This window comes from Coriobacteriaceae bacterium (genome assembly GCA_025993015.1).
In the GTDB taxonomy this organism is placed as follows: Bacteria; Actinomycetota; Coriobacteriia; order Coriobacteriales; family Coriobacteriaceae; genus Collinsella.
The window spans coordinates 110,009-136,785 of the sequence record DAJPFV010000001.1; the positions used below are offsets into that span (position 1 = coordinate 110,009).

Annotated in this window: 23 protein-coding genes, 2 tRNA genes and 1 pseudogene; 5 read left to right on the forward strand and 21 right to left on the reverse strand. The window is 60.6% G+C overall.

Annotated elements, in window-relative coordinates; all coding sequences use genetic code 11:
- Window positions 1–75: 75 nt before the first annotated feature.
- Both fdhF and OIL77_00480 read right to left on the reverse strand, forming a co-directional pair.
- Window positions 76–2,298, reverse strand: coding sequence for a formate dehydrogenase subunit alpha (gene fdhF, locus OIL77_00475; GenBank protein ID HJI43903.1), 2,223 nt, complete (start codon window positions 2,296–2,298; stop codon window positions 76–78).
- A gap of 76 nt (window positions 2,299–2,374) precedes the next feature.
- Window positions 2,375–2,893: a 4Fe-4S dicluster domain-containing protein gene (locus OIL77_00480; GenBank protein HJI43904.1), complete on the reverse strand. Its 519-nt coding sequence runs from the start codon at window positions 2,891–2,893 to the stop codon at window positions 2,375–2,377.
- 427 nt (window positions 2,894–3,320) lie between these two features.
- Between OIL77_00480 and OIL77_00485 the strand changes: the two genes are divergently transcribed.
- From OIL77_00485 to OIL77_00495, 3 genes are all read left to right on the forward strand, one after another.
- Complete coding sequence (locus OIL77_00485) at window positions 3,321–3,644, forward strand: type II toxin-antitoxin system RelB/DinJ family antitoxin (protein ID HJI43905.1); 324 nt, start codon at window positions 3,321–3,323, stop codon at window positions 3,642–3,644.
- Window positions 3,637–4,092 carry a hypothetical protein gene (locus OIL77_00490; GenBank protein HJI43906.1) on the forward strand — a complete coding sequence of 152 codons (456 nt, stop codon included), beginning with the start codon at window positions 3,637–3,639 and terminating at the stop codon, window positions 4,090–4,092. Before OIL77_00485 ends, OIL77_00490 begins: the two co-directional genes overlap by 8 nt.
- A 299-nt stretch (window positions 4,093–4,391) precedes the next feature.
- Complete coding sequence (locus tag OIL77_00495) at window positions 4,392–5,387, forward strand: hypothetical protein (protein ID HJI43907.1); 996 nt, start codon at window positions 4,392–4,394, stop codon at window positions 5,385–5,387.
- A gap of 212 nt (window positions 5,388–5,599) precedes the next feature.
- Here the strand turns inward: OIL77_00495 and OIL77_00500 are convergent.
- The 15 genes from OIL77_00500 to OIL77_00570 form a co-directional block, all read right to left on the reverse strand.
- A tRNA-Gly gene (locus tag OIL77_00500) sits at window positions 5,600–5,673 on the reverse strand.
- A gap of 6 nt (window positions 5,674–5,679) precedes the next feature.
- Window positions 5,680–5,756, reverse strand: a tRNA-Pro gene (locus tag OIL77_00505).
- Window positions 5,757–5,847: 91 nt separating this feature from the next.
- Window positions 5,848–7,206 (reverse strand): branched-chain amino acid transport system II carrier protein, encoded by a 1,359-nt coding sequence (brnQ, locus tag OIL77_00510; protein HJI43908.1) that lies wholly within the window; start codon window positions 7,204–7,206, stop codon window positions 5,848–5,850.
- A 68-nt stretch (window positions 7,207–7,274) separates the two neighbouring features.
- Window positions 7,275–8,414, reverse strand: coding sequence for an aminotransferase class V-fold PLP-dependent enzyme (locus OIL77_00515; protein HJI43909.1), 1,140 nt, complete (start codon window positions 8,412–8,414; stop codon window positions 7,275–7,277).
- Window positions 8,411–8,662 (reverse strand): DUF3343 domain-containing protein, encoded by a 252-nt coding sequence (locus OIL77_00520; GenBank protein ID HJI43910.1) that lies wholly within the window; start codon window positions 8,660–8,662, stop codon window positions 8,411–8,413. The genes OIL77_00515 and OIL77_00520 overlap by 4 nt, the downstream gene beginning before the upstream one ends.
- Window positions 8,663–8,681: 19 nt before the next feature.
- Window positions 8,682–9,308 (reverse strand): sulfurtransferase-like selenium metabolism protein YedF, encoded by a 627-nt coding sequence (gene yedF, locus OIL77_00525; protein HJI43911.1) that lies wholly within the window; start codon window positions 9,306–9,308, stop codon window positions 8,682–8,684.
- Window positions 9,309–9,365: 57 nt separating this feature from the next.
- On the reverse strand, window positions 9,366–10,415 hold the full coding sequence (gene selD / locus OIL77_00530) for a selenide, water dikinase SelD (GenBank protein ID HJI43912.1): 1,050 nt from the start codon (window positions 10,413–10,415) through the stop codon (window positions 9,366–9,368).
- A gap of 70 nt (window positions 10,416–10,485) precedes the next feature.
- On the reverse strand, window positions 10,486–11,250 hold the full coding sequence (locus OIL77_00535; GenBank protein ID HJI43913.1) for an acyl-CoA dehydratase activase: 765 nt from the start codon (window positions 11,248–11,250) through the stop codon (window positions 10,486–10,488).
- 155 nt (window positions 11,251–11,405) lie between these two features.
- Window positions 11,406–12,569, reverse strand: a complete 1,164-nt coding sequence (locus OIL77_00540; GenBank protein ID HJI43914.1) for a double-cubane-cluster-containing anaerobic reductase — start codon at window positions 12,567–12,569, stop codon at window positions 11,406–11,408.
- Window positions 12,570–12,726: 157 nt separating this feature from the next.
- Window positions 12,727–14,010, reverse strand: a complete 1,284-nt coding sequence (locus tag OIL77_00545; protein ID HJI43915.1) for a double-cubane-cluster-containing anaerobic reductase — start codon at window positions 14,008–14,010, stop codon at window positions 12,727–12,729.
- 429 nt (window positions 14,011–14,439) lie between these two features.
- Window positions 14,440–15,510 (reverse strand): ATP-binding cassette domain-containing protein, encoded by a 1,071-nt coding sequence (locus tag OIL77_00550; GenBank protein HJI43916.1) that lies wholly within the window; start codon window positions 15,508–15,510, stop codon window positions 14,440–14,442.
- A gap of 3 nt (window positions 15,511–15,513) precedes the next feature.
- Window positions 15,514–16,956, reverse strand: coding sequence for a molybdate ABC transporter permease subunit (modB, locus tag OIL77_00555; GenBank protein HJI43917.1), 1,443 nt, complete (start codon window positions 16,954–16,956; stop codon window positions 15,514–15,516).
- Between the two features lie 68 nt (window positions 16,957–17,024).
- Window positions 17,025–17,897: a molybdate ABC transporter substrate-binding protein gene (gene modA, locus OIL77_00560; protein ID HJI43918.1), complete on the reverse strand. Its 873-nt coding sequence runs from the start codon at window positions 17,895–17,897 to the stop codon at window positions 17,025–17,027.
- Window positions 17,898–18,100: 203 nt separating this feature from the next.
- Window positions 18,101–18,580 carry a MogA/MoaB family molybdenum cofactor biosynthesis protein gene (locus tag OIL77_00565; protein HJI43919.1) on the reverse strand — a complete coding sequence of 160 codons (480 nt, stop codon included), beginning with the start codon at window positions 18,578–18,580 and terminating at the stop codon, window positions 18,101–18,103.
- A gap of 10 nt (window positions 18,581–18,590) precedes the next feature.
- Window positions 18,591–19,853 (reverse strand): molybdopterin molybdotransferase MoeA, encoded by a 1,263-nt coding sequence (locus tag OIL77_00570; protein ID HJI43920.1) that lies wholly within the window; start codon window positions 19,851–19,853, stop codon window positions 18,591–18,593.
- 211 nt (window positions 19,854–20,064) lie between these two features.
- Between OIL77_00570 and OIL77_00575 the strand changes: the two genes are divergently transcribed.
- Both OIL77_00575 and OIL77_00580 read left to right on the forward strand, forming a co-directional pair.
- Window positions 20,065–21,486, forward strand: a complete 1,422-nt coding sequence (locus OIL77_00575; protein HJI43921.1) for a chloride channel protein — start codon at window positions 20,065–20,067, stop codon at window positions 21,484–21,486.
- 87 nt (window positions 21,487–21,573) lie between these two features.
- Entirely contained in the window at window positions 21,574–22,536 is a 963-nt protein-coding gene (locus OIL77_00580) for a diacylglycerol kinase family protein (GenBank protein HJI43922.1), read from the forward strand.
- 86 nt (window positions 22,537–22,622) lie between these two features.
- Here OIL77_00580 and OIL77_00585 read toward each other — a convergent pair.
- From OIL77_00585 to OIL77_00600, 4 genes and pseudogenes are all read right to left on the reverse strand, one after another.
- A pseudogene (locus OIL77_00585) lies at window positions 22,623–22,922 on the reverse strand (peptide chain release factor-like protein).
- Between the two features lie 165 nt (window positions 22,923–23,087).
- The gene (locus OIL77_00590; protein HJI43923.1) at window positions 23,088–23,666 is read right to left on the reverse strand and encodes a xanthine phosphoribosyltransferase; all 579 of its coding nucleotides are present in this window, start codon (window positions 23,664–23,666) and stop codon (window positions 23,088–23,090) included.
- A 160-nt stretch (window positions 23,667–23,826) separates the two neighbouring features.
- Complete coding sequence (locus OIL77_00595; GenBank protein ID HJI43924.1) at window positions 23,827–25,131, reverse strand: MFS transporter; 1,305 nt, start codon at window positions 25,129–25,131, stop codon at window positions 23,827–23,829.
- Window positions 25,132–25,272: 141 nt separating this feature from the next.
- The gene (locus OIL77_00600) at window positions 25,273–26,556 is read right to left on the reverse strand and encodes an O-acetylhomoserine aminocarboxypropyltransferase/cysteine synthase (protein ID HJI43925.1); all 1,284 of its coding nucleotides are present in this window, start codon (window positions 26,554–26,556) and stop codon (window positions 25,273–25,275) included.
- Between the last annotated feature and the right edge of the window lie 221 nt (window positions 26,557–26,777).

Here is a 26,777-nt window from a genome sequence, read left to right on the forward strand (position 1 = left end):
CACTTCCTTTCAAAATAACGGGCCGGGCTCCCGAACGTACGGGACGCCCGGCCCAAAAAGCCAACGAGAACGGGACTACACGATTTGGTTCACGTGCGTCTCGTCATCGAACTTGGCGGCGCCGGGCTCAACGTCCTGGGGAGCGGCGGCGTCCACCAGAGCCTGCTTGAGCTCGGTGTACTGACGCTCCACCTCGCCCTCAGCCCAGACCTGGTCGGCGATAGCGTCGACCTGGCAGGCGGAGAACTTGTCCTCGGGCGTATGCGAGACCGGGTCGACCTTGTGAATGGTCAGCTCGTTGCACTTGCCGATCCACCACTGGTAGGTCATATAGACCGTGCCCTTGTTGATGCGGTCGCTCACGTCGGCGCGGCTGTATACCTGGCCACGGCGGCTGTGAATCGAGACGATGTCGCCGTTCTTGATGCCGCGCGCCTGGGCGTCCGCGGGATTCATGCGGACAAAGCCGGGCTCGTCGGCGAGCAGCGCCAGCGTCTTGCAGTTGCCAGTCATCGAGCGGCAGCTGTAGTGACCGACCTCGCGAACGGTGCACAGAATGAGCGGGTACTCATCGTCGGGAAGCTCGGAGGGCGCCTCCCAGTCGTGCGCCATCAGGTTGGCGCGGCCGTCCTTGGTGGTGAACTTGCCACCAGCGAACATGTCGGGCGTACCGTGGTCGTTCACATCGGTGCTCTTGACCGGCCACTGGGCGTAACCGCCCTCGGGAGCCATCTTCTCGTAGGTTGCGCCCACAAAGTTGGGGCACAGGCTGATGCACTCGTTCCAGATCTGCTCGGTGTTGTCGTAGTGCATGGGGTAACCCATACGCGTAGACAGGTCCGCGAAGATCTCCCAGTCGTGACGGCACTCGCCCTTGGGCGGAACGGCCGCGTCAAAGTGCTGGAAGCTACGGTCGGATGCGGTAAAGACACCCTCGTGCTCGCCCCAAGAGGTGGCAGGCAGGATGACGTCGGCGAGCATGGTCGTCTGCGTCATAAAGATGTCCTGGCAAATGAACAGATCCAGCTCGGAGAGCGTCTTGCGCATACCGGCCGAATCGGGCTCGGTCTGCACCGGGTCCTCGCCGTAGTTGTAGAAGCAGTGCACCTTGCCCTCGTCGACCAGGTGGCCCAGGTCGGTGAGCTTGTAGCCCTCCTCGAGCGGGAGCTTTTCCTCGGGCACGCCCCAAGCCTTGGCAAACTTGGCACGCACAGCCGGGTCGGTGACCTTCTGGTAGCCAGGGTACAGGTTGGGCAGCATGCCCATATCGCAGGAGCCCTGGACGTTGTTCTGACCACGCACGGGCGCGAGGCCGGAATTGGGTTTGCCGATCTGGCCGGCAACGCAGGCGATGGAGGCGATGGTGTGCACCGTCTTCAGGTTCTGCTTCTGCTGGCATACGCCCATGCCCCAGCCAATGATGGCAGAGGGCTTCGCCGTGGCGTACATCTCGGCAGCTTGGTGGATCAACGCGGGCTCGACACCCGTGATGTCCTGTACGGATTCGGGAGTGTAGTTCTTGATGGTCTCCCACCACTCGTCAAAGCCGTTCGTATGCTCGGCGACGAATTCCTTGTCGTAGAGGCCATCGTTGACCAAGCAGTTGGCAAAGGCGTTGAGGAACGCAACGTTGCAACCGTTCTTGATCGGAAGGTAGAGATCGGCGATACGCGCGGTTTCGATATGGCGCGGATCGGCGACGATGATCTTGCAACCCTTTTCTTTGGCTCGCACGATACGCCTTGCGACGATGGGGTGCGAATCGGCAGGGTTATAGCCGAAGAGGAAAATGCAGCCCGCATCCTCCATACCGGGGATGGAGCATGACATGCAACCTGAACCAACCGTGTCCATCAGACCGAGGACAGTAGGGCCGTGTCAAGTACGGGCGCAGTTGTCCACGCTGTGGGTGCCGATGCACGCACGCGTAAACTTCTGCATGACGTAGTTCGCCTCATTGCCGCCGCCTCGCGAAGAGCCGGTGGTCATGACAGCGTTAGGACCATATTCGTCAATTATGGCCTGCATCTTAGATGCGGTGAAATCCAGTGCCTCGTCCCAGCTTACGCGCTCAAGATCCGCGCCCTTAGTGCGGCGGATCATCGGGTGCAGTACGCGAGGAGTCAAGATCTTGGTGTCGTTGATGAAGTCGTAGCCGCTCATGCCCTTAAGGCACAGCTCGCTCTGGTTGGTGATGCCGTTGAGCGGTTCGGTGCCCACGACCTGGCCGTTTTGGACCAGGAGGTTAAACTGGCAACCGGCGCCGCAGTACGGGCAGATCACTTTATGCTTCTCCATGACACCCTCCTTCCTTTCTCTGCTACCGATTAATCGGTACGTATTTGACAATCGTTGGGCCTGTATGGCCGCCCGGCTACGCCTCGTTTTCGATGGTGGCGCGGGCACGCTCGGCAGTCAGTTCTGCCAGGCGCTCCTCGTCTACCAAGGTGAGGCCCTTGGTCGGGCACGCCTCGGCACACGCCGGACCGCCGGGACGGTCCACGCACAGGTCGCACTTGAGCACGAAGCTCTTGGTCTGCGAACCCACGCGCACGTCGCCCATCAAGACGGGGACCTGCGTGGTCGCCACACTCACGGCGCCAAAGGGGCAGGCCATGACGCAGCTCTTGCAGCCGATGCAGTTGTCCTCGTTGACGCCGATGCGATGGTTCTTTGGATCAAAGAACAAGGCACCCGTGGGGCAGGCCTTGGCGCACGGAGCGTCCTCGCAGTGGTGACATGCCACCGGCGCGGAAATCTCGTAGGTGCGCGTTACGCGCAAGCGAGGTGCGGCGATGTTGCCGGGAATATCGTGTGCCTCGATGCACGCCGCCATACAGGTTTGGCACCCAATGCAGCGTGAAGAATCAGCCACGACTCGTTTATTGCCCATGTTGTTCACTCCCTCCTGAATCCCATGCCGGAGAGACCCTGCCGACGTTGCCCCGGACCGCCCGTGGTCCGGCATCGGCGTATCGAGTGCATGCGGCGAAACAGGCACTTCGATAGAATTCCTCCAACGATATACAGGTTAAATATACGCAGTTGCAGGGGGCAAACTTGAGCATAGGCCCTGCAATACGGGTGTATTGCAGGGGTTTTGGCAGGTTGGAATTATTCTCTAGAAGCTATAAAGGTGAGTGTATTACATGCGTACGCCTCAGAGATTTTTACGCGCTCTCATTTTAGATGTACTACGCTTGTATTCAAGTTAATGGTTATTTACTTGAGCGAAATAAAGTAATCGTTATAAGATGCTCAAGTATCGGCACATGCCGCATTTGACCGACTATATTGCACGCTCATTAAGGGGGCCAGTGATGTCATCGACTCAAAAACGAGCCATCCTGCAGGTGCGCATTCGCGAGGAAGACAAGCAGCATGCCGAACATCTCTACGACGCCATGGGCACATCGCTCGCCAAGGCCGTCCGTCTATTTGTCGCGCAGAGCATTTTGATGCGCAAGCTCCCCTTTCAGCCGGTCGCCGTGCGCTCAAAGGACGGCACCGCCGCCTATGGATCGCTCAAAGCATACGGTGACCCCAATCGCCGCTCCGAGGAGCGCAATGCCTGGATTGAATACCTTGCCACAGAAAGCGACGATTCGATTTTGGGTCCCGAGGAAGTAGATATCCATGAGTAGCACCATCATCGACGAGACCGTCATCCTACGCTACCTGCTTGACGACGACGAAGTCCTGTCACCGCGCGCCGCCAAGGTCATCGCCACGCGCACCGCTCGTGTCTATCCCGAAATCATCACGCGCGTCGTGGTCACGCTGCGCGACGTCTATAAGGTTCCCCGCGTTGAGATTGCTGCGGCCATGAAAAGGCTGCTCGATGACGTCATGGTCGACGAGCCCACCGTTGTCGCCCTTGCCGTCAAGCTCTTTGGCAAGACCCATATGGACTTTACCGACTGCCTCCTCGCAGCCCGAACCGCCATCTACAACGATGATGTCGTGAGCTTTGGCAAGCCGGTTATCCAAGGCATGATCGACTACCGCAATCAGCGCCAAAAAGTCGCCGACGCCCGCAATCACGCCACCGACAGAACCATCGACAAACTCCGCCACCGCCCCCGCAGCTAATCGACAAACAGCGGCACCGCCCCGCCCCTCAACCCCATCCCCTCCTAAGTTGCGGTGAAATAGTTCCTATTTTTTGCCCTTCTGACGGCCATTTAGGAACTATTTCACCGCAACTTTTTGTAAGGGCAGATTTCAACACCGCTGAAAGGCCCCTGACAACCGTTTACCGATATCTTTTGGTCGGGTCTAACCTTCTGAGCTGCGGCGTCAAGCTTTTGGTCAGCTCATGGCAAGGTTCAGCGAAATCAATATGCGATAGCGTGGTATCGTTCGCTCATCCTCGAGACATGGGGTCGCTAATGGGTAAGGCCGATCACTGTTCCAAATCTCAGACAAGGCTTTTCTTCTCGGTATTCGGGGCCCATCATGACGGACGCTTGTTTATTGCCACCGAAAAATGGGACGAACGTTGTGCCTACTCGCTCATGCAAAAGCAAATGATCGTTCGACTCTATAACCACGTCTATGCCGACCCTGCATACTGGAATGACCTTGGTATAGAAGACCGCATTTTTCAGCTGGCATCCGCCATTGCGGTCGTTGAACCCGAAGCGGTATTTTGTGGGGCGACCGCGGCTCTGCTCTATGGTATCGGTTCGGCACACACACTTCTCGATAAGGTACAAGTTCTGTTGCCGCGAGCCACCAGGCGCGATACGTACGAATTCGTTGAGTATCGTCGCTGGCGGGCGGGCGAAGTGTGGCAGCTCGGTCCGTTTACGTTGACAGATCCGTACCGCACGGTGGTCGACATCGCCCGAACGAGCGCTTTCCGATATGCACTAGGCTATGTCGACGGGTTGGCTCGTGAGTACGGTGTCGAGCGTGAAGAATTGCGTGCATATGCACAAGCGAACTGCCGCGGACTGCATGGCATCGCACGCGCATTTGACGTTTTTGAACATATGGATGGCAGATCGGATAACGGTGGAGAATCCGAAGCACGGGCGGCAATGATTCTGGCGGGAGTTGCCACACCCGAACTTCAGGTTGAAATCACTCGACCGGGAAACGCCGGCTATTATTTGGCAGATTACGGCTGGCAGATGCCAAACGGCTCTTGGATGCTGGCTGAGCTGCATGGACTAGGCAAGTTCGAGGACGAGTCCCAAAATGATCCGGAACATACTGCGGCAAAAACCTATCGAGCTGCCCTCATGCGCGACGCGAACCTGCGCGCCATGGGCCACAACGTCATTCATTTCAAGCTCTCAGACACCTACGATGTCAAAGCATTCGGCTCCATGATGCGCGGCTACGGTATACCAACCACAAAACCCTACGCAGACTCCTGACCGGCTGTCCTCATCTTCTCGATAACAGAACCCATCATCGACCCACCCCGCTCGGCCTCAATAAGTTGCGGTGAAATAGTTCCTGGATAACAGCTTTTGCGGCTAATCCAGGAACTATTTCACCGCAACTTAGGAGGGGATGTGGGGTCCCCGGCATGTATATGAAAACGGCTCTGGCACCAAATGGAGCCAGAGCCGTTAAAACTATCCTATGGAGCGGGCGACGGGAATCGAACCCGCGTCATCAGCTTGGAAGGCTGGGGTTCTACCATTGAACTACGCCCGCAAGATATGGTCGGGACGACAGGATTTGAACCTGCGACATCCTGCTCCCAAAGCAGGCGCGCTACCAAACTGCGCCACGTCCCGAAGGTGTTGAGCAGCTAAGGTCTAAACCTTGCGTGTCCCAAAGCGAAGGAAATTATAGGGGAGACTCCCCGCCTGTGCAAGCGGCGATGTTCTAGCTCCTCGAATGTGCGACAAACCGGCTGTGGAGCAGACCAATCACAAACGCCACCACGGCGAACGGCGCCCACGCGGCTCCAATGTCTGCCAGCGGCAACGCATCGAACGGCAGCCACGCGCCAGCAAAGAACGCATCGCGGACCGAAGTGATTACGCTCTGCACCGCGACAACGCCGCCGACCCAAACCCACACCTGCGGATGCGCATCGCAAAAACCATGCACCAGGCCCATAAGCACCAGCACGATGGCGACGGGATACAGAGCGTTGAGCATGGGCACCGAGAACATGAGGATCATGTCGAGGCCCACGTTGGAGAGCACGCACGAAAACGCCGCGAACACAAAGGCGAGAACCGCAAAGGGACGGCGCATGGCCTCCTCGGAAGCCTCCGCTCCCCCTTTAACCACATACGTCTCGCAGAAGTAACGCGAGCAGCAGCTGATGAGGCCGATGCACACGTTCATGCAGGCGAGGAAAAAGATTGCAAAGACCACGACCGTGCCGACAAGGCCAAAGTGCATGGAGGCAGAGCGGGCGAGGATGGCGGCGCCGTTAGTGGCATCGGGCATGACCGTGCCGAGCTGCATGCCGGCAAGCGCCAGGCCGCAGTAGATGACGGCCATGAGCACACCGGCGATCACACCGGAGCGTGAAATCTCGAAGGCCACGCGCTTGTCATCGGTAACACCCAACTCGTGGATGGTCTCGGCAATGATGATGCCGAAGGCGAGCGACGCGAGCAGGTCCATGGTCTGATAGCCGGTCAGGAAGCCCTGCACGGCGGCGCCCGCATCGTAGGGAGCCTGAGGCGCGGCAGCCGGTCCCAGAGGCGAGATCGCGGCAGCACCCACGACCAGCACGATGAGCGCAATGAGCGCGGGGCCCGTAATGCGACCGAGTACGCGTGTGATGACACCCGGGCGCAGCGTGAGCGCAAACGCGACCACGAAGAACCCGATGGCAAAGACCAGGCGAGCCGTGCCGAGCGAGACGCCCTCGGGCAGCAGCGGCACCAGCATCTCGAAGGCCGTGGAGCTCGTGCGCGGAATGGCCAGGCACGGGCCGATGGCCAGATACACCGCCGCGACAAAGAACTCACCAAACTTGGGGTGCACGCGGCCGGCAAGCTCGCGCGCCGTTCCAGCAAGCGCCACGGCGATAAAACCCATGACGGGCAGGCCGATGGCGGCAATCAGAAAGCCGAGCATGGCGACCGGCGTGGCAGAACCTGCCTGCAGCGCCAGCAGCGGCGGAATAATGAGGTTGCCGGCGCCAAAGAGCATCGAGAACAGGGCGATGCCGACGGTGACGACATGGTCGGAGCGCAGACCGCGCGGGGCGGATGAAGCCATGGGACCACCTTTCGGGTCGAAACAAAAACGGGACGGGCAAAAACACCCGTCCCGCAAGTATATACGCTCTAGCAGGCTAAATCGCGCAAAGCGTCAATCGCGGTGTCGACTTCCTCGTCCGTGTTGAAATACCCAAACGAGAAGCGGACGACGCCCTGGCGCTCGGTCCCCAGCGCACGGTGCATGAGCGGGGCGCAATGGGCGCCGGGGCGCGTCGCAATCCCCCACCCTTGCATGAGCGCATCCGAGATCTCGGCAGAGTCGATATCGCCTACGTTGAGTGAGACGATCGCCGAGCGCACGGGCCGGTCAAACGCACCGTAGAGCGCAATGCCGGGGATTTCGCGCACACCGGCAAGAAAGCGATCAGCGAGCGCACGCTCGCGGGAAGCAATCGCCTCGACCCCGCCTTGCGCCTCGATATAGTCAAGGCCGGCAGAAAGGCCCGCGATGCCGTGGCCGTTGAGCGTGCCCGCCTCAAGGCGCGTGGGCCACTCAAGCGGCTGCAACGCATCGAAACTGTGCACGCCCGTGCCGCCCATGGCCCACGGCGCCACGTCAATGCCCTCTGCCACGGCCAGGCCGCCGGTCCCCTGCGGACCCATGAGCCCCTTGTGGCCGGTAAAGCACACCACGTCGAGCCCCATGGCCTGCATATCGATATGCGCCGTGCCGGCAGACTGCGAGGCATCGACGATCACGAGCGCGCCGGCCGCATGGGCCATGACAGCCACGCGCGCAATGTCGACCTCATTGCCGGTCACATTGGAGGCGTGCGTCACCACCACAGCACGCGTGGCCGGCGTGACCAACCGCTCGAGCTCGTCATAGTCGAGCACGCCGTTCGCGTCGCAGCCCGTATGCTCAACGGTAACACCCTGCTCTGCCGCCAAGCGGTTGAGCGGACGTAGCACCGAGTTGTGCTCAAGCACCGTCGTGACCACGCGGTCGCCGGGGCGCACCACGCCATTGATAACGGTGTTGAGCGCCGCGGTGGAGTTGGGCGTAAAACACACATGGTCCGCCCTCGGGCAACCCAAAAGGCGCGCGAGCTTGGCACGGCAAGCGTGAATCGTACGAGCGGCATCGAGGGGACCCGACGTGGCGCCGCGCCCGGCATTGCCGAGCGAGCACATCGCCTGCGTCACGGCATCGATGACCGTCTGCGGCTTGTGCATGGTCGTCGCCGCGTTATCCAGATAGATCATCGCACGACCTCCCACATATCAATCACGGTATAGCCCTCGGTGGGAACACCCGCCTCGGCGAGTTCGCCGCGCAGCAGTTCCTCATCGACAGGCAACGCCTTCCACGCCAAACCGCAGCCGGCAGCGACCTCCCCGGGCACGGGAATCGTCCGCCCGGGAAGACCGCGCTCGATGCACAGGGACTCGCAACCCATGGCGGCCGCCGTGGTGGGAAACGTGATGACAAGCGCCGGGCGCTTCTCCCTCATGGCAACTCCAACCAATACGCTACGGGCGCACGACGCGCACGGCCTGCTCCATCTTCTCCACGATCACGTACATGTTGGTGACCTCGCCCACCGCAAGCTGGTCCTTAATGCCAAAGTGGTCCAGGCAGGTACCGCAGGTGAGAATCTCGACACCCTGCTCCGCCAAGCCCTTCAGGTCATCGAGCACCGGCGAGCCCTCGACGGTGAGCTTGGCACCGCCGTTGTAAAACAGCATAGTCGCGGGCAGCTCCTCCTGCTGCGTCACGGCAAAGATGAAGGCCTTCATGAGCTTGTGGCCCAGCTCATCGTCGCCGCGGCCCATGCAGTCGGTGTAGACGGAAATGACGAGCTTGCCCTTGCCGGCGCTGGCATTACAGAAGACAGCGCCATCCTGCTCGGGATCGGCCACGGCAACGGCGCCAGAGGTCGCCACGGTCACGTGCCACTCGGCGTCAGAAACCTTCTCGACCGAGGCCGTGCAGCCTTTCTCCTGCGCCATCTTGGAAATGTTCTTGACGGCGGTCTCGTTGTCGACCGAGGTCACCACGGCACCCTCGCCATCAAGCTGTTTGAGCGCCTTAAGCGTCTTGACGACGGGCAGCGGGCAGGCATCGCCCATGGCATTGACTTCAATTTTGGTAGACATAGTTTTTCCTTTCGAATAAATCGTTTTAGAGCGGTACATAGCTCAATAAACGTGTCGTTAACGGACAACGTGGACGGCAGGACCGCCTGGCACCGGCTCACACACGCGACCGACGGCGGCGGCAATACGTCCTTCGGCATGCAGACGGCGCGCAAGCTCATCCACATCGGCGGCAGGCGCCGCGATGAGCAAACCGCCCGAGGTCTGCGGATCGTACAGCGCGTCGAGCATGCCCGGCTCCAGGTCTTCGTCGGCCGTCACGCGCGGGCCAAAGAAGTCCTGGTTACGGTAGGAGCCCGCGGGGATAATGCCCAGACGCGCCATGTCGAGCACCTGGTCAAAGAGCGGCACCGCCCCCGACGCAAGCTCAATCTGCACGCCAGAGCCCTCGGCCATCTCGCACGCATGCCCGATCAGGCCAAAGCCCGTAATGTCGGTGCAGCCGTGAAGTTCGAGCCCCTCGGCCAAACGGATCGGGGCCTCGTTGAGGGTGCGCATAGAATCAAACATCCGGCTGGCCTCGTCCTGCTCGATAAGCTCGCCCTTAATGGCCGTGGTGATGATGCCCGAGCCGATCGCCTTGGTCAGCAGCAGGACATCGCCCACGTGCGCGCCGCTGTTGGCGAGCATGCGGTCGAGCGCGACAAAGCCGCTCACAGACAAGCCGTACTTGGGCTCGTCGTCGTTGATGGTGTGACCGCCCGCGATGGAGCAACCCGCCTCGACGCACTTGTCGGCGCCGCCCGCCAGAATCTGGCCGGCAACCTCAACGCCCAGGCAACTGGGTATGCAGAGCAGGTTCATGGCATGGCTCGGTCGTCCACCCATGGCGTAGATGTCCGACAGCGAGTTGGCCGCGGCAATCTGGCCAAACAGGAACGGGTCGTCGACCATCGGTGGAAAGAAGTCGATGGACTGCACGAGCCCCAGGTTCTCCCCTACGCGAAAGACGCTCGCATCGTCGGAGGTATCGAACCCCACGAGCAAGTTGTCGTTATGCACATTGGGTAAATCGCCCAGGACCTGGGCGAGGGCTCCGGGAGCCAACTTAGCGGCTCAACCGCTCGCGGCCGTCATAGACGTGAGCCTAATCTGATCGTCAGCCATCGATACCTCCTCTCATCGGGCAATCATTTTCTCCCAGTATACGCATGAATGCGAGCCTGCGACGGATGCATTAATTGAGCGCCCGTGCGCGAATCGCCGCGCCGATGGCGCCAGCAAAGCGGGCCTGGGGCGACGTAGTCACTGGTGACCCCAGCAGCGCGGCCAACCGCTCCACAACGTAGGTGTTCTCGCACAGACCTCCCGTCAGGTAGTACGGAGCACCCTCCGCCTGCCCGGCCATAGTCGCCACACGCGACACGACGCTTTCGATCACGCCACGCGCAATGTTCTCGCGCGGCTCACCGCGACCGATCAGGCTGATGACCTCGCTTTCGGCAAACACGGTGCACATGCTGGATATCTTGGTGGGCTCGCCGGAACGCGCAAGGTCGGCCATCTGCTGCTGGGTAATGCCCAGGCGGTCGGCCATGATCTCCAGAAAGCGCCCCGTGCCGGCGGCGCACTTGTCGTTCATGGCGAACTTGGCCACGCGGCCGCCCTTGATCGTAATGACCTTAGTGTCCTGACCACCCACATCGATCACGGTACCGTGATCGCCAAACAGGCGCACGGCACCGGTACCGTGGCAGGTGATCTCGGTCACGACCTTGTGCGCATAGGGCACGGCGACACGGCCGTAGCCAGTCGCGACCACGCGAACATCGTCACCCGTCAGGTCATAACCCGCCGCTGCCAGTGCCTCGCGCAACCGCTCGGAAGCATCGACCGAGGAGAACCCGGTTGGCTGCACGCACGTCCACGCCACCGAACCCTCCCCGTCGACCACAGCAGCCTTAGCCGCCGTAGACCCGATATCGATCCCGATCCCTATCATGGCTCTCTCCCAATCTAAACATCAAAGGTAACGGCGCGTTCAGGCGCCTTAGCTCTAGGTTTCTCAGGTGCCGGAGATTGCCCCGAAAGAGGAGCGCAGCGTACTTTGGGTACGCAAGCGACGGTTTGAGGGGCAAAATCCGGTGCCTGAGAAACCTAGAGGGTTTCGATGAAGGCGGCGATGCGGGTCTCGATCTGACCCATGTCGCCGTTGCTGTAGTCGGTCTCGATCTTCATATACGGAATACCCGCGCCCTCGACAGCCTCCTGCATGCGAGCACTCTCCACGTTAAAGGTGTGGCAGGCCTGGAGCACGTTTTCGACCACGCCATCAACGTGATACTTCTCGCACATGGCCAGCGTATTTTCCATACGACCGTCGTTGGGCGTCATGACCGAGCAGTTGATGTCCAGGTAACGGTCGGCGATGGCGCGCAGAATGTCGGGCGCGTCCGGGTCGATCATCATGGCCGCCGTGCGCTCGCCCGAGCAATCGTCCATGCACACGACCACGCCGCCGTTGGACTCGATGGTGCGACCGATCTTGTTGATCACGCCGCCCACCGGGCAACCGGTGATCAGGATGCGCTTGGCATCCGCCGCAACCGGGCGCTCGCCCGCGTCGTAGGCCTCGCGCAGCTTGACGACCTTTTGCTCCAGCTGCTGCGTATAAGCCTCGATATCAAAGCTGAACGTACCGGCAAACATAGTGCTCATCAGGTCGACGCCACTCATGGCCGCCGGCTGGTTGGCCTGCAGCGCAAACATCTCGAGCTGGGCAGCACGCAGGCGATTGCGACGACGGACGGCGGCGCGCAGGTCGTCATCAGTAATCGTAATACCGTAGAAGTTCTCGAGCTCCTCCTTGAGCAGGCGGCACTCCTCGTACCAGCCTTCGCGCTCGTAGGCGCGATCGCGACCCTGCGGCAAGTGCAGAATGTGCGTGCGCTTGAGCTCGTTGAGTAGCTCGTACATCTTCTTCTTGCCGTCGCAGGTGGTCTCGCCGATGATCATGTCGCTAAAGTACGTGAACGGGCACTTTTGCGAATAGGCGAAACCGTACGTCGATTTGATGAGCGGGCAGAGGTTTGCCGGCAGTACCTTCTCGGCCTCGGGAATCACCTCATCGGACGTACCGCACAGAGCGACACTTGCGGCCCCCGCGGCATCAATAATCTCGAGCGGCGTATAGCTGCACAAAAAGCCGACCAGGCGATTACCCGCCTGCTTATAATCCTTGACGCGAATAAACGCCGCCTTGCGCTGCTCGTTGAACTCCTCAAACGTGCGCGGCAACGGCTGCTCAATATTTTCCGACATATAACTCCTTAACAAACCTTTTAACCAACCAAGGAGACGGCTTTCCCAGGTGCCCGAGGTTGCCGTGAAAGAGGAGTCGCCGCGTACTTTGGTACGCAAGCGACGGTTTGAACGGCAAGATCGGATGCCTGGGGAAGCCGCCGGGACGGATATAGCCCTAAATGGTTTCCAAGAAAGCCTCAATCCTGGTTTGCAGTTGGCCTGCATCCTCGCCGGCGTAGTCGGTCGTGATGTGCATAAACGGGATGCCCGCCTCCTCGGCGGCCTTCTCCACGGCAAACGACTCCATCTCGTAGAGCGTGCAGAACTGCAGGGCCACGTCGACGATACCGTCAGCATGCAGGTCCTTGGCCATCTGGACAATGTCCTTCATACGCTGGTCGTTGGGCGTAAAGACGGCGCAGTTGATTTTAAAGTAGCGCTCGGCGATGGCGTCGAGCATCTCGTCGACCGTCTCACCGGACTCGTCGACCAGGTCCTTGTAGTAGCGCGAGCCCGTGCAGGACTCCTCGCCTACCACAACGCCGCCGGCCTTCTCGATAAGGTTGAACAGTTTCCAGTTGGGCACGGCCATGGGCGTACCGGTGTACAGGATGCGCTTGGTGCCCTTGGGCGCCACGCCCTCGCCAGCCTCAACGCGCTGCTCGCACTCAGCCGCCATATCGTTAATGGCGCCGGTCAGACGCGGCGTGTCATCCATAAAGGCGGCCTGAACGGTCAGCAGGCTGTCGAGACCGCTGATGGGCGCCGGATCGGCAGCGCGGGTCGCAGCCAGACGCTGCAGGGCGCGACGCTTCTCGTTGACGGCGTGGGTGGCAGCCTTCAGGCGCTCGGGCGTAATCTTGACGCCGCACTCGTCCTCGATCTTGGCCGCGAGCTTCTTGACCTCGGCCTTCCAGGTCACGAGCGTCGACTCGTCGTGCACGTTGGGGATATCCATGACGTACATGTTCTTTTGCGTGGCAAAGAACTCGTAGGCCTTCTTCTTGCCATCGCAGGTGTTCTCGCCCACCACCAGGTCGCTCGACTCAATGTAGGGGCAGACCTCGCCCAGCTTAAAGCCGGCAAAGCTCTTAATGAGCGGACAGGTGTTGCGCGGCAGATGCTCCTCGACCTTGTCGGTCGCCCAGTCGGCACCCGAGCACAGGCCCACAGGAATGCCGTCACAGGCAAGTACGATCTCCTCGGGCACGTAGACGCAGAACGAACCGACGATCTTGGTGGCCTCGCCGGCCTCCTTCTTGTCGAGCATCTCCTTAATACGGCCACTGTGGATGTTGGTGGCGACAAAATCCAGGTAGGACGTGGACTTGGGGCGATTATTCTGCGTCAGGAACATATCGCCGTACATCTGGCCCACGGCGCCCAGCAGCATGTCGTGGTCGGCAAGATTCATGCCGAGGCTCTCCCACATCGGATGGAAATCAAATTCTTCAGCCATGACGGTTCCCCTCTCGAACCAAAAACGGATAACAGCGGTATCGATGCACGACGGACGGCGATTGCCCGGCCGTGCTCAAACCCGGAATTTTGGGGAACCTGCTTTGCAGCTGATTATTTAGTTGTGCGTCGTCTCGCCCGGAGCCGTGAACATACCTGCTCATATGCGACTCCGAGCCATATATAGGGCGCGCGCGGCAACGCGGCGAATGTATGTCGTCTGCGGCATATGCGCACCCTCCTTTACAAGTTAAGGTCAACTATATCAACGGTCGTCGACCATGCGAACACCGTTGACATTCGTACGACAGCGTCGTGTGCCGTCGTTTAATAAATAATTATCTGCGTTGATAAGAGTTTGTCATCCATCATTCGGCGAACGGCAAGACAAAGCCGCCGAGGCTTATATCCCCGACGGCATTACCCGGCGCTATCGACAAACCAAATGGATCTTACTCGCATCGAAGTGCATGCGCAGCGTCTCGCCTGCTTGCGGCAGCTCGTCGACAGGCACGCCCACCTTGTTGACCTTCCACTGCAGACGTGTGGGCGCATCGACGCGCGGCACGTCCAGCAGCACCAGCCGCTCAAAGCGCGAATCGCTCACACGGGCCACGTGCAAATCATAGCTGTTGCGGCCCCGCTCCGCGCGATTGTCAACATGGAAGTAGCTTGCGCGAATGCCCAGGTACGCCACATCATCGGGAACCTCGCGACCCACGTTAAAGGTCATGCCCCAGTCGAGGGCCTCAACTTCTTCGTCGCCGATCTTGCGCGCCCGGCTTGTGTTCTTGCAGCCCGTCAGGCGCAGTGCCGCCAGCGTCTGCGGACGACGGACCACGTCCTCGATGGAGCCAATCTCCTCAACATGCCCGTCGTGCATCACGCAGATGCGCTGACACAGGCGGCACGCTTCGTCGATGTCGTGGCTCACATAGAGCACGGTACGGTTGCAGACGTCGAACAGGTCGAGCATGTTTTGCTCAAGCGCGCTCTTGAGATACGCATCGAGTGCGCTCATGGGCTCGTCGAACATAAAAATGCCCGGGTGCGCCGCCACCATACGGGCAAGCGCCACGCGTTGCTGCTGCCCGCCCGAGAGTCGCGCGGGGTAGCGATCGACAAAATCGGCCAGACCGAAAATGCCCAGATAGCGCTCGGCGAGCTTTTTGCGCGCGGCGGCGTCGCCAGCATCCTTTACACCGGCGCATACGTTATCGGCCACCGTCATGTTGGGAAACAGCTGATAGTTTTGGAACAACAGGGCGCATTTTCGCTCCTGGGGTGACAGGTTGATGCCAGCCGCCGAGTCAAAAAAGGTCACGCCGTTGACGACGATCTTGCCCTCGTCGGGCGTCTCCACGCCGGCAATGCAGCGCAGTGTGCAGCTCTTGCCACATCCGGAGGCACCGAGCAAGGCCACGCGCTCCTCGCCGGCCTCAAGCTGCATGTCGAGCACAAACCCGGGATAACGTTTCTTAATATCCAGAACGAGCGACATGGCCTATCGACCTCCCTGTAATGCGGCATCATCGCGCATGAGCTCGGCCAGTGCCTCGCGATCGATACGCAAGGCATCACCGCCCGCCGGGTCGAGCGAATCACCCTGTCCGGCGAGATCTTTGGCCTGCTTACGCTCCGCACGGGAAAGGCCCCGCTCGCGGTACTTTTGCGAATGCGCCGTGTACATATTGATGAACAGAATGACCAGGAAACTGAACGCGATTACGACAACGACCCAAAAGAGGGCCACCGACGTATTGCCGCCCATCCACTCAAAATAGATGGCGATGGGAATGGTCTGCGTAATGCCGGCGTAGTTGCCCGCAAAAAACAGGGTGCAGCCAAACTCGCCCATCGCACGGGCAAAGGCGAGCACCGTGCCAGCGGCAATCGAGGGCCAGCCGAGCGGCATCATAAGCCTGGTAAAGATGCGGCGCTCGGACCATCCCAGGGTTCGCGCCGCATCGAGCATCTGCGTGTCGAGGCTCTCGAAGGCTCCGAGCGCCGTGCGGTAGACGAGCGGGAACGACACCACCACGGCAGAGATCACCGCCGCCGGCCAGGTAAAGACAACCGAGATACCGTGCGCGATGAGCCACTGGCCCACCCCGGTCGAGCGGCCAAACAGCATAAGGAGCAGAAAGCCGCAGACCGTGGGCGGCAGCACCATAGGAATCGTAAAGACCGAATCGAGCAGGCCCTTGATGCGACTCGTCGTACCCATGGTCTTCCATGCGGCAAACAGGCCCAGCGCAAAGGAGATCAGCAGGGCAAGGCCGCTCGTTTTAATGGACACCCAAAGCGGGCGATAGTCGATGTCGCCCAAAAAGGAGGCCAGAGAGGTCAAGGGCCCCTGCTCATCCCGCAACACGACGGACGATGCTTCTACCATTTGAGCGCTATCAAGCCAACGCGCGCCGCCCTTGGCATCACCCGAGGCTGATGCAATCACCACATAGCGGTCCCCATCCGCACCGCGCTCGTCAAAGCCATAGGTATACCCGCCGGCATCAAACGTTGTTTCCGCCGTGACATACCAAGGAAGATCCACGTCCCCTAGCTGCGCACCTCCCATGCAGTTTGCGCTGTCGAGCTTACAAACGAGGGCCTTGAGACCCGATACGCACTCGTTATCCTGCGGATCAAATCCATACTTCTCGACCGCCTTGGGCGATATCCACACCACAACGCGATCGGCAGCAGGTGCCACTACAAGGTCCACGTCCTCGTCAACGGGAAACCGGTAGCCCTCAGGCTGGCCCTCCATGGCACGAGCGGTCCCCCTGGCCAACCGCTCAAAACCCTCGATCCCATAGGAAAGCCCATGAGCGGTCGCAGCAACCTGGGCCCCGTCCTCAGTGTCCCCAGCAAACGCAAATCCTGGCACCCAGCAAAGCGCGAAGGTCAAAGCACAGGCGACAAGCATGCGGAATCTATTAAGCACGAAAAGCTCCAAGCGAATACAAGGACGGAGTGAAACACAAAACGATGGAATTATCGCGCCAAGCCGCACTACGCGGAAAGCTCAAAGCCGTACTTGGCCCAAATCTTCTGAGCCTTCTTGTTGGTCAGACAGAAGTCGATGAACGCCTTGGCTTCGTCGGCGTGCTCGGAGCTCTCGGCAACGGCACCCGGATACACGATGGGCTTGTGCGAATCCTCGGGGCACACGAAGGCCTCCTCGATGCCGTCGTAGCGGTAGATGTCAGAACTGTAGACAAAACCGGCCACGCAGTCGCCTGTGGACACATAAGCGGCGGCGGTGCCCACCTTATCGGCCAGCGCGACCTTGTCGGCGATTTCGGGAGCATACTCGCCATCGTCGCCCTCGGTGCCGGTATAAAGGCCCACGGAAGCCAGCGCCTGGTTGGCATACTTGCCAGCGGGAACAGTCTTAGCGTCGCCAATGGCGATCTTGCCGTCCAGATTCGCGACGTCGGCGATGGCCTCGACCTTGGTGTCGGAGCCCTCGGCGCGAATGATCACGAGGTCGTTGACGAACATGTCCTCACGCGTATCGACGTCGACGAGCTCGGCGGTCTCAGCGTCATCCATGGTGCCCTTGGAAGCGGTGATGAGCACGTCGACGGCGGCACCGGCGCGCATCTGCTCGACAAGGTCGCCGGAGGCCTTAAACTGCGTGTCGGCAAAGGTGGTGCCGGTCTGCTCGGTATAGAGTTCCTGGACCTCGGGGAGCGCCTTCTCGAGCGAGTTGGCGGCAAAGACCTGCAGCTCGACAGCTTTCTTGGAAGATGCCTTAGCAGAACCAGCATCGGATCCGGCCGGCTCGGACGTCTTGCCGCCCGAGCAGCCGGCAAGACCAAGGCCGGCAGCGACGGCAGCAGAGAGCGAGACGAATCCGCGGCGAGAAACCATATCGAACATGTTCAACCCTTTCGAACGCTATGCCCGGGCACCCCGCCGCAGGCTTTAATCTGCAATCAGATTATACTTCCGTGCGAATAATGGTAGTGAGAAATTATTCTCGCTAGAGAATATAGTTTCGAGGTACCGTACCCCTCGGCGTCGCTTCGGCGGAAAACAAAGGCGGAGCGACCGATAAGGTCGCTCCGCCGCAGGTAGTGCGCTTATTTGGCGTGTCCGCCGCCCGCCGTCATCTGGGCCGCATGTTCCAGCTGGTCCGCTATGGCCTCCCAGCTTTCGCGGGCGGCCTTCGTGGAACCGGGAAAGTTTACGACAAGTGTATGACCTCGTTGCATGCAAATAGCGCGCGAGAGCATGGCGCGGCGTGTCTTGGTCATCGAGTACGCACGGATTGCCTCTGCAATACCCGGCACATCGCGGTCGCAGACGGCACGCGTCGCCTCGGGCGTCACATCGCGCATCGAAAGCCCCGTACCGCCGCAGGTGAGCACGACGTTGGCGTGGCACCCATCGGCGGCTTCCACAACGGCATCACCAATCTCGCTGACGTCGTCGCGCACGACCACATGTGAGGCGACCGTCCAGCCCTGTGCCTCGATAAGTTCCTCGAGTGCAGCACCCGCCTCGTCCTGGGCTAGATCGCGCGTATCCGAGCACGTCACGATCGATATCTTCAGCTCCATAGCATTCCTCCTACAACACGGCGCCCTCGGGCAGGTCGACGCGAACAACGTCCACGACATCTCCCGCCTTGAGCTCGCACGGTCCTTCGTCAATACGCAGCAGGCAGTTGGCCCGCTGCATCGTGCCGAGCAGCGCCGAATTCTGCGTCTTGGCCTCGGTCACCAACAGCTCACCGGTCTCGGGGTCGCGCAAAACCGTGGCGCGATCGAAGAAGCGGCGGTCCTGGCGCTTTTTCACACCGTGGGTAAGAGCCGCTCGCTGTACGGGACGCGCCCCCTCGGCAAAACCACGCATCTTGCGGATCGCCGGACGGGCAAGCATCTCAAAGCCCACATACGCCGCGGCCGGATTGCCTGAAAGCCCCAGGTAGGGCTTACCCCCGAGCAAGCCAAACGTGATGGCCTTGCCCGGACGCATCGAGATGCGGTCAAACAGCACCTCGCCCTCGCGCCGGACGAGCGCCGTCACATAGTCGTAATCGCCCGCCGAGGCGCCACCGCTCGTAATGACAAAATCGCACTCTCGCGTGGCGCGATGTACCAGCTCGGCAATCGCCTGCTCATCATCGGGCGCGATGCCGTAGAACACGGGCTCGGCGCCGGCATCGAGTGCCTCGGCCATCAGCGCCGAGGAGTTGGAATCGCGAATCTGACCACGCGCCGGTACCTTACTCGGTGCGACCAGCTCCGTGCCCAGCGAGATGATGCCCACACGCGGGGCAGCGTGCACCTTCACGCTCGCGTATCCGGCGCTCGCCAGCAGACCCGCGCCCGCCGGAGCCACGACCTCGCCGGCGTGCATCACAACATCGCCGGCATGGGCCTCCTCGGCAGCAGAGCGAACGTTCTCCCCTACCTTGGCCGGCGCCGAAAAGCGAACGTGCGAGCCCTCGTTGCCGTCACCGTCGAGCACATCGACGATCTCGTACTTCACCACGGCATCGGAACCTTCGGGTACTGGCGCGCCCGTCATGATGCGGACCGTCTCGCCCGCGCCGATTGCGCCCTCAAACACATGGCCCGCGGCCTCGTGTCCGATAACGTCGAGCGTCACCGGCGCCTCGCCAGATGCCTGCGCCAAGTCCGCCGAGCGCACGGCATATCCGTCCATAGCGCTGTTGGCAAACGGCGAGATGTCGATATCGGCCACCGCGTCCTCGGCCAAGGGAAAACCAGCCGCCTGCCACACGGGAATCTCGATGAGATCCGTCGGAGCAACGTGCGACAAAACAATCGACTGCGCATCCTCCAACGGTATGAGTTTCTCTGCCATATGCACCTCTTAATGCCACGGCGCACAACAGGGGCGCCAATTCTTTATGCTTGTCTCAGTATAATCCCCCGACGCACGACCGCGACTCGGCCTGTACCCGCAAATACACCTGTCGGTTGCAGGCCGCGAAACAGAATGGAAACCAACCCACCGGCTCGTCGCGTTTACCGCGTTTTATAATTGCTTGCGTTGCAACCTAAAAGAGGAACGTATGGCTCATAACGACAAACCCGAAAGCGCAAACAAAGCGCAGGATCATTTCCAGCCGCTCGACGACGGCGGTTTTTTCTCCCTTAATGACGTCATCACGGCAGGCAGGCATCAACTTACCCGCTCCGAGCATCTCTTGGCTGCCGACACGCGCCGCAACGCCCGCAACCTACTAGCGAGCACTAAGTTGCTCGTACTCGTCGTCACCGTCTCGCTCGCCATGGGCGTTGCCGCTTGGGCGTTTTTGGCCTCATTAAATATCGCGACCGACTATCGCGAGCACCATGCGTGGATTTACGCGCTGCTTCCCGTTGTGGGCGTTGCCACCGCATGGGTGTACAAAAACCACGGTCTCGCCGCCAAGCGTGGCAACAACCTGGTCATCGACTCCGCTCTGGGCACACGCCTCATCCATATGCGCATGGCCATCCTCACCTTCGTCTGCTCCACGCTCACGCACCTCACCGGCGGCTCGGCCGGTCGCGAGGGAGCTGCGGTGCAGATTGGCGGCACCATCGCCAGCAACATCTCGAGCCTCGCCCACCTCAAAAAGCATGACCACCACGACCTCATGCTCGCCGGCATCTCGTCGGCCTTTGGCGCCGTGTTCGGCTCGCCCCTTGCCGGGGCTTTCTTTGGCATGGAGATGTGCTTTATCGGCAAGATCGACTACACCGCGGGCATCTACTGCCTGGTCGCCTCGTTTACCGGCTACTTTACATCACTCGCCCTGGGTACCGAGTACGAGGCGAATGTCATCACCAGCGTTCCCAACATGACACCACGGACGGTTGTCATCGTTGTTATCAGCGCCATTATCTTCGGTTTGACGGCACGCCTCTTTGCCTGGTCGGTTCGAACCGTCAAGAGCCTGTACGGTCGTTTTATCACCAACTACCTTACTCGCGCACTCGTGGGCGCGCTCGTGGTTTTGGCCGCCTATGCCCTTCTCGACGCCTGGGACTATGCCGGCCTTGCCACCTGGCTCTCGGGCGCCGGGTTCGCCGGTACCACGACCCTGGCGGACGCAGCCATCAAGCTCGTGGTGACGGCGCTCACTCTGGGCGCCGGCTTCCAAGGCGGCGAGGTCACGCCCCTGTTTGGCATCGGTGCGGCGCTCGGCGGCTGGATCGGTTGCCTCGTCGGAATCGACCCCAGCTTTCTGGCGGCTCTCGGCATGCTCGGCGTGTTCTGCGCCGGCCTCAACGTGCCCATCACCACCTGCATGATGGCCATCGACCTGTTCCACGGCACGGCAGCCGGCTTCTTCGTGATCGTGGCGTTTATCAGCTATCTCGTCGGCGGCCACCGCGGCGTATATCCCGCGCAGCGCATTGTCTCGCCTAAACGCCGTTCGCTTATTGTGGATGAGGGCGGTACGGTAGCGGATGCTATCGAGCGCCACAACGACCTGATAGAGTAGACGTTAGTATTCGCCGTGCAGCCACAATCGGGGGCAATTCGACCTGAGCGCGACCGCACCGTCACGTCATACGCCAGGAGTCGCTCCATGCACGCAACTGATTTTGGTCGCACGCTCATAATCGCCAACCCTGCCGCCCAGTCGGGTGCGGCGCGCGAGGTCGCTGAGCGCCTGCAGCGCTTTTTGGACATGACCGCGCGCTCATCCCAGTTTGACCTGGTGCTGACTGAGCGCATGGGACATGCCAAGGAGCTTGCCGCGCAGGCTCAGGGCTATCGCACCGTTATCGCCCTTGGCGGCGACGGCGTGATCCACGAGGTCGCCAATGGACTCATGAAGCAGGATGAGGCGGTCCGTCCCGCCCTTGCCGTCCTACCCGTAGGCTCCGGCAACGATTTTGCCCAGACCCTCGGTATCGACGATTTCTCCGGCAAGGATTTTGGCGCGCTGCTCACCTGCGAGCTGCAGCGCCAGGATATCGGACGCATTCGCTCATGGAACCCCGCAAACGGCAGCGGCGAGGCTACCGTTGAGTACTACGACCAAACGCTTTCGGTCGGCATCGATGCCGCCATCGGCCTGGGCACCACCGAGCTGCGCAAAAAGACGGGCCTCGCTGGCGCTCCGCTCTACACCCTCTCGGGTCTGGAGCAGTTTGGTCTGCGCTACCGCAACTACCCCATGACAGTCAGCTTTGACGGGGCGCCCGCCGAGCGCGTAAGGGCGATCATCATGGCGATTCAGCTGGGCCCCACGTATGGCTCGGGCTATCGCATCTGCCCCGATGCCGACCCCTGCGACGGCATGCTCGACGTCTGCTACGCATGCGGCCCCGTCCCTCGCGCGATTGCCCTGCCTATGTTTCTTTCGGCCAAGGACGGCCACCATACCAAGCTGCCGCCGGTTCGCATGCGCCGCTGCCGCCATGCCGAGTTCACGTTCGAGGAGCCCGACTACCCCATCCAAGCCGACGGCGAGCCCGTTGTCGCCTCGCGCATCGAGGTCGACGTCCTCGGCGGCGCCCTCCACGTCTGGCACCCCACCCACTAGCTATCCCTAAGTTGCGGTGAAATAGGGACTGTTTATGCAGGTAAAGCCGGAAAACAATCCCTATTTCACCGCAACTTACGAGGAGGCTATTCGTCGCTGCCCGGCTTGCGTCGGTTGGCCTTTTTAATGGCGTTGAAGTGTTTGTCGTTGAGCCTGCGCTGGCGAGAGCGCTGAGGCACCTTGGTCTTGACGCGGCGGCGCGGCGGACGTCCACGACGCTCAAGCTCAGCGCGCAGCTTACGCAGGCAGCTGCTACGGTTTTGGAACTGACTGCGGCTCTCGCGCGCCGTCACGGTAATCCCCGAAGGGATATGCTTCATGCGCACCGCTGAGTCCGTCGTGTTCACGCCCTGCCCACCCGGGCCCGTCGCGCGAAATACCTGCACCTCGCAATCGCGCGCCAAATCCTCGACCGACATCTCGGCATAGCGCGCATACTCGCGCCATCCCATCTTGTTCTCATCCATATCAACACCTCCCCTCATACAAAAAAATGTGACAAAGGGAAAGCCCCTTTGTCACATCGCATACCAATCGCTTATGTCGCGCGCTTAGGCGAAGGTGATCTCGCCGGTCTCGCAGTCCATATCGGCGATACGGGCCAGGCTCTCAACGCGGAAGCCACGCTCGCGGAGCTTATCGCCACCGCCCTGGAAGCCCTTCTCCACCGCAATGCCAATACCGGACACCTCGGCACCCGCAGCCTCGCAGATCTTGATAAGACCCTCGAGCGCGCAGCCGTTGGCCAGGAAGTCGTCGATGATCAGGACCTTGTCGCCCTCGGACAGGAAGCGCTTGCCAACGATGACCGGGTACTCCTTCTGCTTGGTAAAGGAGTAGATGGTCGTGGCATACTGCTCGCCGTCAAGGTTGATGGACTGTGCCTTCTTGGCAAAGACTACCGGCACGCCGCCAAAATGCTGAGCTGCGATGCAAGCCATGCCAATGCCCGAAGCCTCGATGGTCAGGATCTTGTTGATCTCGACACCCTCGAACAGACGGGCCCACTCGGCACCCATGTGGTCGAACAGCTCAACGTCGCACTGGTGGTTGAGGAAGGCATCAACCTTAAGGACGTTACCGGCCTTTACGATGCCGTCACGGCGAATACGATCCTCAAGCTCCTGCATGGCGCAACCCTTTCTCGCGGCAATGATTCCGCGCGATGAACAAACGTTGCACGATAGTCTACCACGGACCGACCCCCACCCGCCCCACAAGCCGCATCGCACTATAAAGCTGCAAGACCAGTAGATAGGCCCGATTCGTGGCAGACAGCCTCCCAACACGCTAATGCCGGGTGCGCGTCCTCACCAAACGTACCAATGTGAGCGCAAAGCCCACGGTAGCAACGGCCATCAGCACGTAGAATACCAAACGAAAGCCAAAGAGGAACACGTCCGGACGACCCGCCACATAGCTCGTGACCGTCTTGCCCATCGCCGCGCTCGTCTGTCCATACAGGATGCGCGACGCCGCCGTAATACCCAGCGCTATGCCCGCATAGCGCGCCAAGCTGCTCAAGCTGCCCGCAAAGCCAAGCGCCTCACGCGGAGCCGAACCCATATACAGCGAATTATTGGGACTCTGGAAGATCGACGTGCCGCACGACATAAACGCGACGCAGCACACAATCATCAAGATGGAAGAGTGCTCGTCAAGCGTGCTCACCGCAAAGAGACCGCACACGTACACGCCCAGGCCAACGGCCGTGGGCGCTTCACAACCAACACGGTCGGACACCGAGCCCGAAAGCGGGCCCACAAAGGCGTTCACGACCGGCATCGCCAAAAACAACAGGCCGGAGATATCGGAGCTAAAGCCGTGGGCATCCTGAAAGTAGAACGGCAGCACAAACTCGGAGGCACCGATACCCACGAACACGATAAGCATGCAAGCCAGGTTAATCGTGAAAGCCGAGCTCGCAAAGCAGCGACGCGCCGCCTCTGTCAACGGCATAGGGCGTTCGCCAGCCTCCGGCTTCACATGCGGTAGCGTATAGAGTCCCACGATAAACGAGATTACGCCAATGGGCAGATTGATAAGGAAGATGCTCTCCCAGGGAAAGCTCGCCACCAGCACGCCGCCGAGCACGGGGCCGCACATCATGCCAAGAGCCACAAAGGTCGCCAGAATGCCCATGGCACGGCCGCGCTCACGCGCCGGAAACGACTCGGTGATGATGCCCATATTGTTGGCCATCGCGGCGGCACAGCCAATGCCCTGCACGAAACGCGCCAAGATAAGCACCTCGAGCGAAGCCGAAAGCCCGCAAAGCAACGAGCCACCCGTAAAGACGATTACACCAAGCTGGAACACATTCACCTTGCCGCGCACATCGCCCAAGCGGCCAAACGGCAGCATGGCGACGCACGTCGCGAGCAGATACACCGAGCTCACGAGCTGAATGCGGTCGAGACCCACCCCCAGCTCCTTTTGCATCACGGGCAGCGCCACCGTCACGATGCTCGCATCCAGACACGCCATAAAAGTCATGACGAGCACGGTGAACAGAATCGCCCATTTATTCTTACCGTGGGTGTCGCCCTCTAGGGCAATGTGTTCGCGGCGCAGCTGCTCGGCAGTTTTCTCCATGTATATCCTTTCTATCGTGCAACGCAAAAACGGGACCCCAATCGCCTACAAACGGACACGATCGGGGTCCCGCCTACGGAATCGGAACTATGAGGACGTCGTCAGCCGAAAAGCCGTTCCACGCCTCGCACGCACGCTAGCCTAGCACTGCTCGAGCGCCTGCTCAAGGTCGGCAATCAGATCGGCCGTGTCCTCAAGGCCGCACGACAGGCGCACCATGTCGGCGGAGATGCCGCAGGCGATGAGCTCCTCGTCGTTCATCTGGCGATGGGTGGCGTTTGCCGGGTGCAGGCAGCAGGTGCGGGCATCGGCCACGTGCGTGGCAATCTGGGCGAGCTTAAGACTCTTCATAAAGGTCTCGGCCGCCGCGCGACCACCGTTAAAGCCAAAGCTCACGACGCCGCAAGTACCGTTGGGCATGTACTTCTGAGCGATGTCATAGTACTTGTCGCCCTCCAGGCCCGGATAGCTCACGAAGCGTACCTTGGGGTGGCTCTGCAGGAACTTGGCGACCGCCAGACCATTCTCACAATGGCGCGGCATGCGCACGTGCAGGCTCTCGAGCGAGCTGTTCAGGAAGAACGCCGCCTGCGGGTTCTGCATGGGGCCGAGGTCGCGCATAAGCTGCGCAGTGGCCTTGGTAATAAAGGCGCCCTCGCGACCGAACTTCTCGGCATAGGTCACGCCGTGGTAGCTCTCGTCGGGCGTGGTGAGACCCGGGAACTTGTCCGCATGGGCCATCCAGTCAAACTGGCCGTGGTCGACGATCACGCCACCCAGGTAGGCCGCATGGCCATCCATGTACTTAGTGGTGGAGTGCGTGACGATGTCGGCGCCCCATTCAAAGGGACGGCACATCACGGGCGTCGGGAAGGTGTTGTCGACCATCAGCGGTACGCCGTGGTCGTGCGCGGCCTTGGCAAAGCGCTCGATATCGAGTACGGCAAGGGCGGGGTTAGCAATCGTCTCGCCAAAGACAAGCTTGGTGTTGGGCTGGAAGGCTGCCTCGAGCTCCTCGTCGGTGCAGTCGGGGGCAACGAACGTGCAGGTCAAGCCCATACGACCCATGGTGTGAGCCAGCAGGTTGTAGGTACCGCCGTAGATGGCGGAGCTCGCGACCACGTGATCGCCGGCACCGGCAACGTTAAAGATCGCGAGGAAGTTCGCAGCCATGCCCGAGCTCGTGAGCATCGCGGCAGTGCCGCCCTCCATCTCGCAGATCTTGGCGGCAACCAAATCGCACGTGGGGTTCTGCAGACGGCTGTAGAAATAGCCCGACTCCTCCAGGTCAAACAGCTTGCCCATGTGCTCGGACGTGTCGTACTTCCACGTGGTGGACTGGTAGATGGGCACCTGGCGCGGCTCCGCGTCACCCGGGCGGTAGCCGCCCTGTACACATGTAGTACCGATGGTCTGCTCGCTCATATCTAGCTCCCTTGCCTGGGTTTTAGTTTTATTCGGTTCACGATACCGCTACCCCGCACCCCTCTCAACCCATCACCAAGGTGGGTTATTGGACAAATTGATCAGAGTATTTATCTCAAGCCTTAGGCATTTATTCGATAGATAAAAATGAGGCATACATGATGCTCTCGATGATTACATGCACCGTCACGGGTACCATAGGCGGGTACACCGTGACAAAG

What these genes read in the sequence shown, in the direction of transcription:
- OIL77_00575 (HJI43921.1), top strand. Translation starts at nt 20,065, where the DNA reads ATGGCTCATAACGACAAACCCGAAAGCGCAAACAAAGCGCAGGATCAT.
- OIL77_00595 (HJI43924.1), bottom strand. Translation starts at nt 25,131, where the DNA reads ATGGAGAAAACTGCCGAGCAGCTGCGCCGCGAACACATTGCCCTAGAG.
- OIL77_00570 (HJI43920.1), bottom strand. Translation starts at nt 19,853, where the DNA reads ATGGCAGAGAAACTCATACCGTTGGAGGATGCGCAGTCGATTGTTTTG.
- modA (HJI43918.1), bottom strand. Translation starts at nt 17,897, where the DNA reads ATGTTCGATATGGTTTCTCGCCGCGGATTCGTCTCGCTCTCTGCTGCC.
- OIL77_00600 (HJI43925.1), bottom strand. Translation starts at nt 26,556, where the DNA reads ATGAGCGAGCAGACCATCGGTACTACATGTGTACAGGGCGGCTACCGC.
- OIL77_00550 (HJI43916.1), bottom strand. Translation starts at nt 15,510, where the DNA reads ATGTCGCTCGTTCTGGATATTAAGAAACGTTATCCCGGGTTTGTGCTC.
- OIL77_00535 (HJI43913.1), bottom strand. Translation starts at nt 11,250, where the DNA reads ATGATAGGGATCGGGATCGATATCGGGTCTACGGCGGCTAAGGCTGCT.
- OIL77_00540 (HJI43914.1), bottom strand. Translation starts at nt 12,569, where the DNA reads ATGTCGGAAAATATTGAGCAGCCGTTGCCGCGCACGTTTGAGGAGTTC.
- brnQ (HJI43908.1), bottom strand. Translation starts at nt 7,206, where the DNA reads ATGGCTTCATCCGCCCCGCGCGGTCTGCGCTCCGACCATGTCGTCACC.
- OIL77_00520 (HJI43910.1), bottom strand. Translation starts at nt 8,662, where the DNA reads ATGAGGGAGAAGCGCCCGGCGCTTGTCATCACGTTTCCCACCACGGCG.
- OIL77_00485 (HJI43905.1), top strand. Translation starts at nt 3,321, where the DNA reads ATGTCATCGACTCAAAAACGAGCCATCCTGCAGGTGCGCATTCGCGAG.
- OIL77_00490 (HJI43906.1), top strand. Translation starts at nt 3,637, where the DNA reads ATGAGTAGCACCATCATCGACGAGACCGTCATCCTACGCTACCTGCTT.
- OIL77_00590 (HJI43923.1), bottom strand. Translation starts at nt 23,666, where the DNA reads ATGCAGGAGCTTGAGGATCGTATTCGCCGTGACGGCATCGTAAAGGCC.
- OIL77_00515 (HJI43909.1), bottom strand. Translation starts at nt 8,414, where the DNA reads ATGATCTATCTGGATAACGCGGCGACGACCATGCACAAGCCGCAGACG.
- OIL77_00480 (HJI43904.1), bottom strand. Translation starts at nt 2,893, where the DNA reads ATGGGCAATAAACGAGTCGTGGCTGATTCTTCACGCTGCATTGGGTGC.
- OIL77_00495 (HJI43907.1), top strand. Translation starts at nt 4,392, where the DNA reads ATGGGTAAGGCCGATCACTGTTCCAAATCTCAGACAAGGCTTTTCTTC.
- yedF (HJI43911.1), bottom strand. Translation starts at nt 9,308, where the DNA reads ATGTCTACCAAAATTGAAGTCAATGCCATGGGCGATGCCTGCCCGCTG.
- OIL77_00545 (HJI43915.1), bottom strand. Translation starts at nt 14,010, where the DNA reads ATGGCTGAAGAATTTGATTTCCATCCGATGTGGGAGAGCCTCGGCATG.
- OIL77_00580 (HJI43922.1), top strand. Translation starts at nt 21,574, where the DNA reads ATGCACGCAACTGATTTTGGTCGCACGCTCATAATCGCCAACCCTGCC.
- OIL77_00565 (HJI43919.1), bottom strand. Translation starts at nt 18,580, where the DNA reads ATGGAGCTGAAGATATCGATCGTGACGTGCTCGGATACGCGCGATCTA.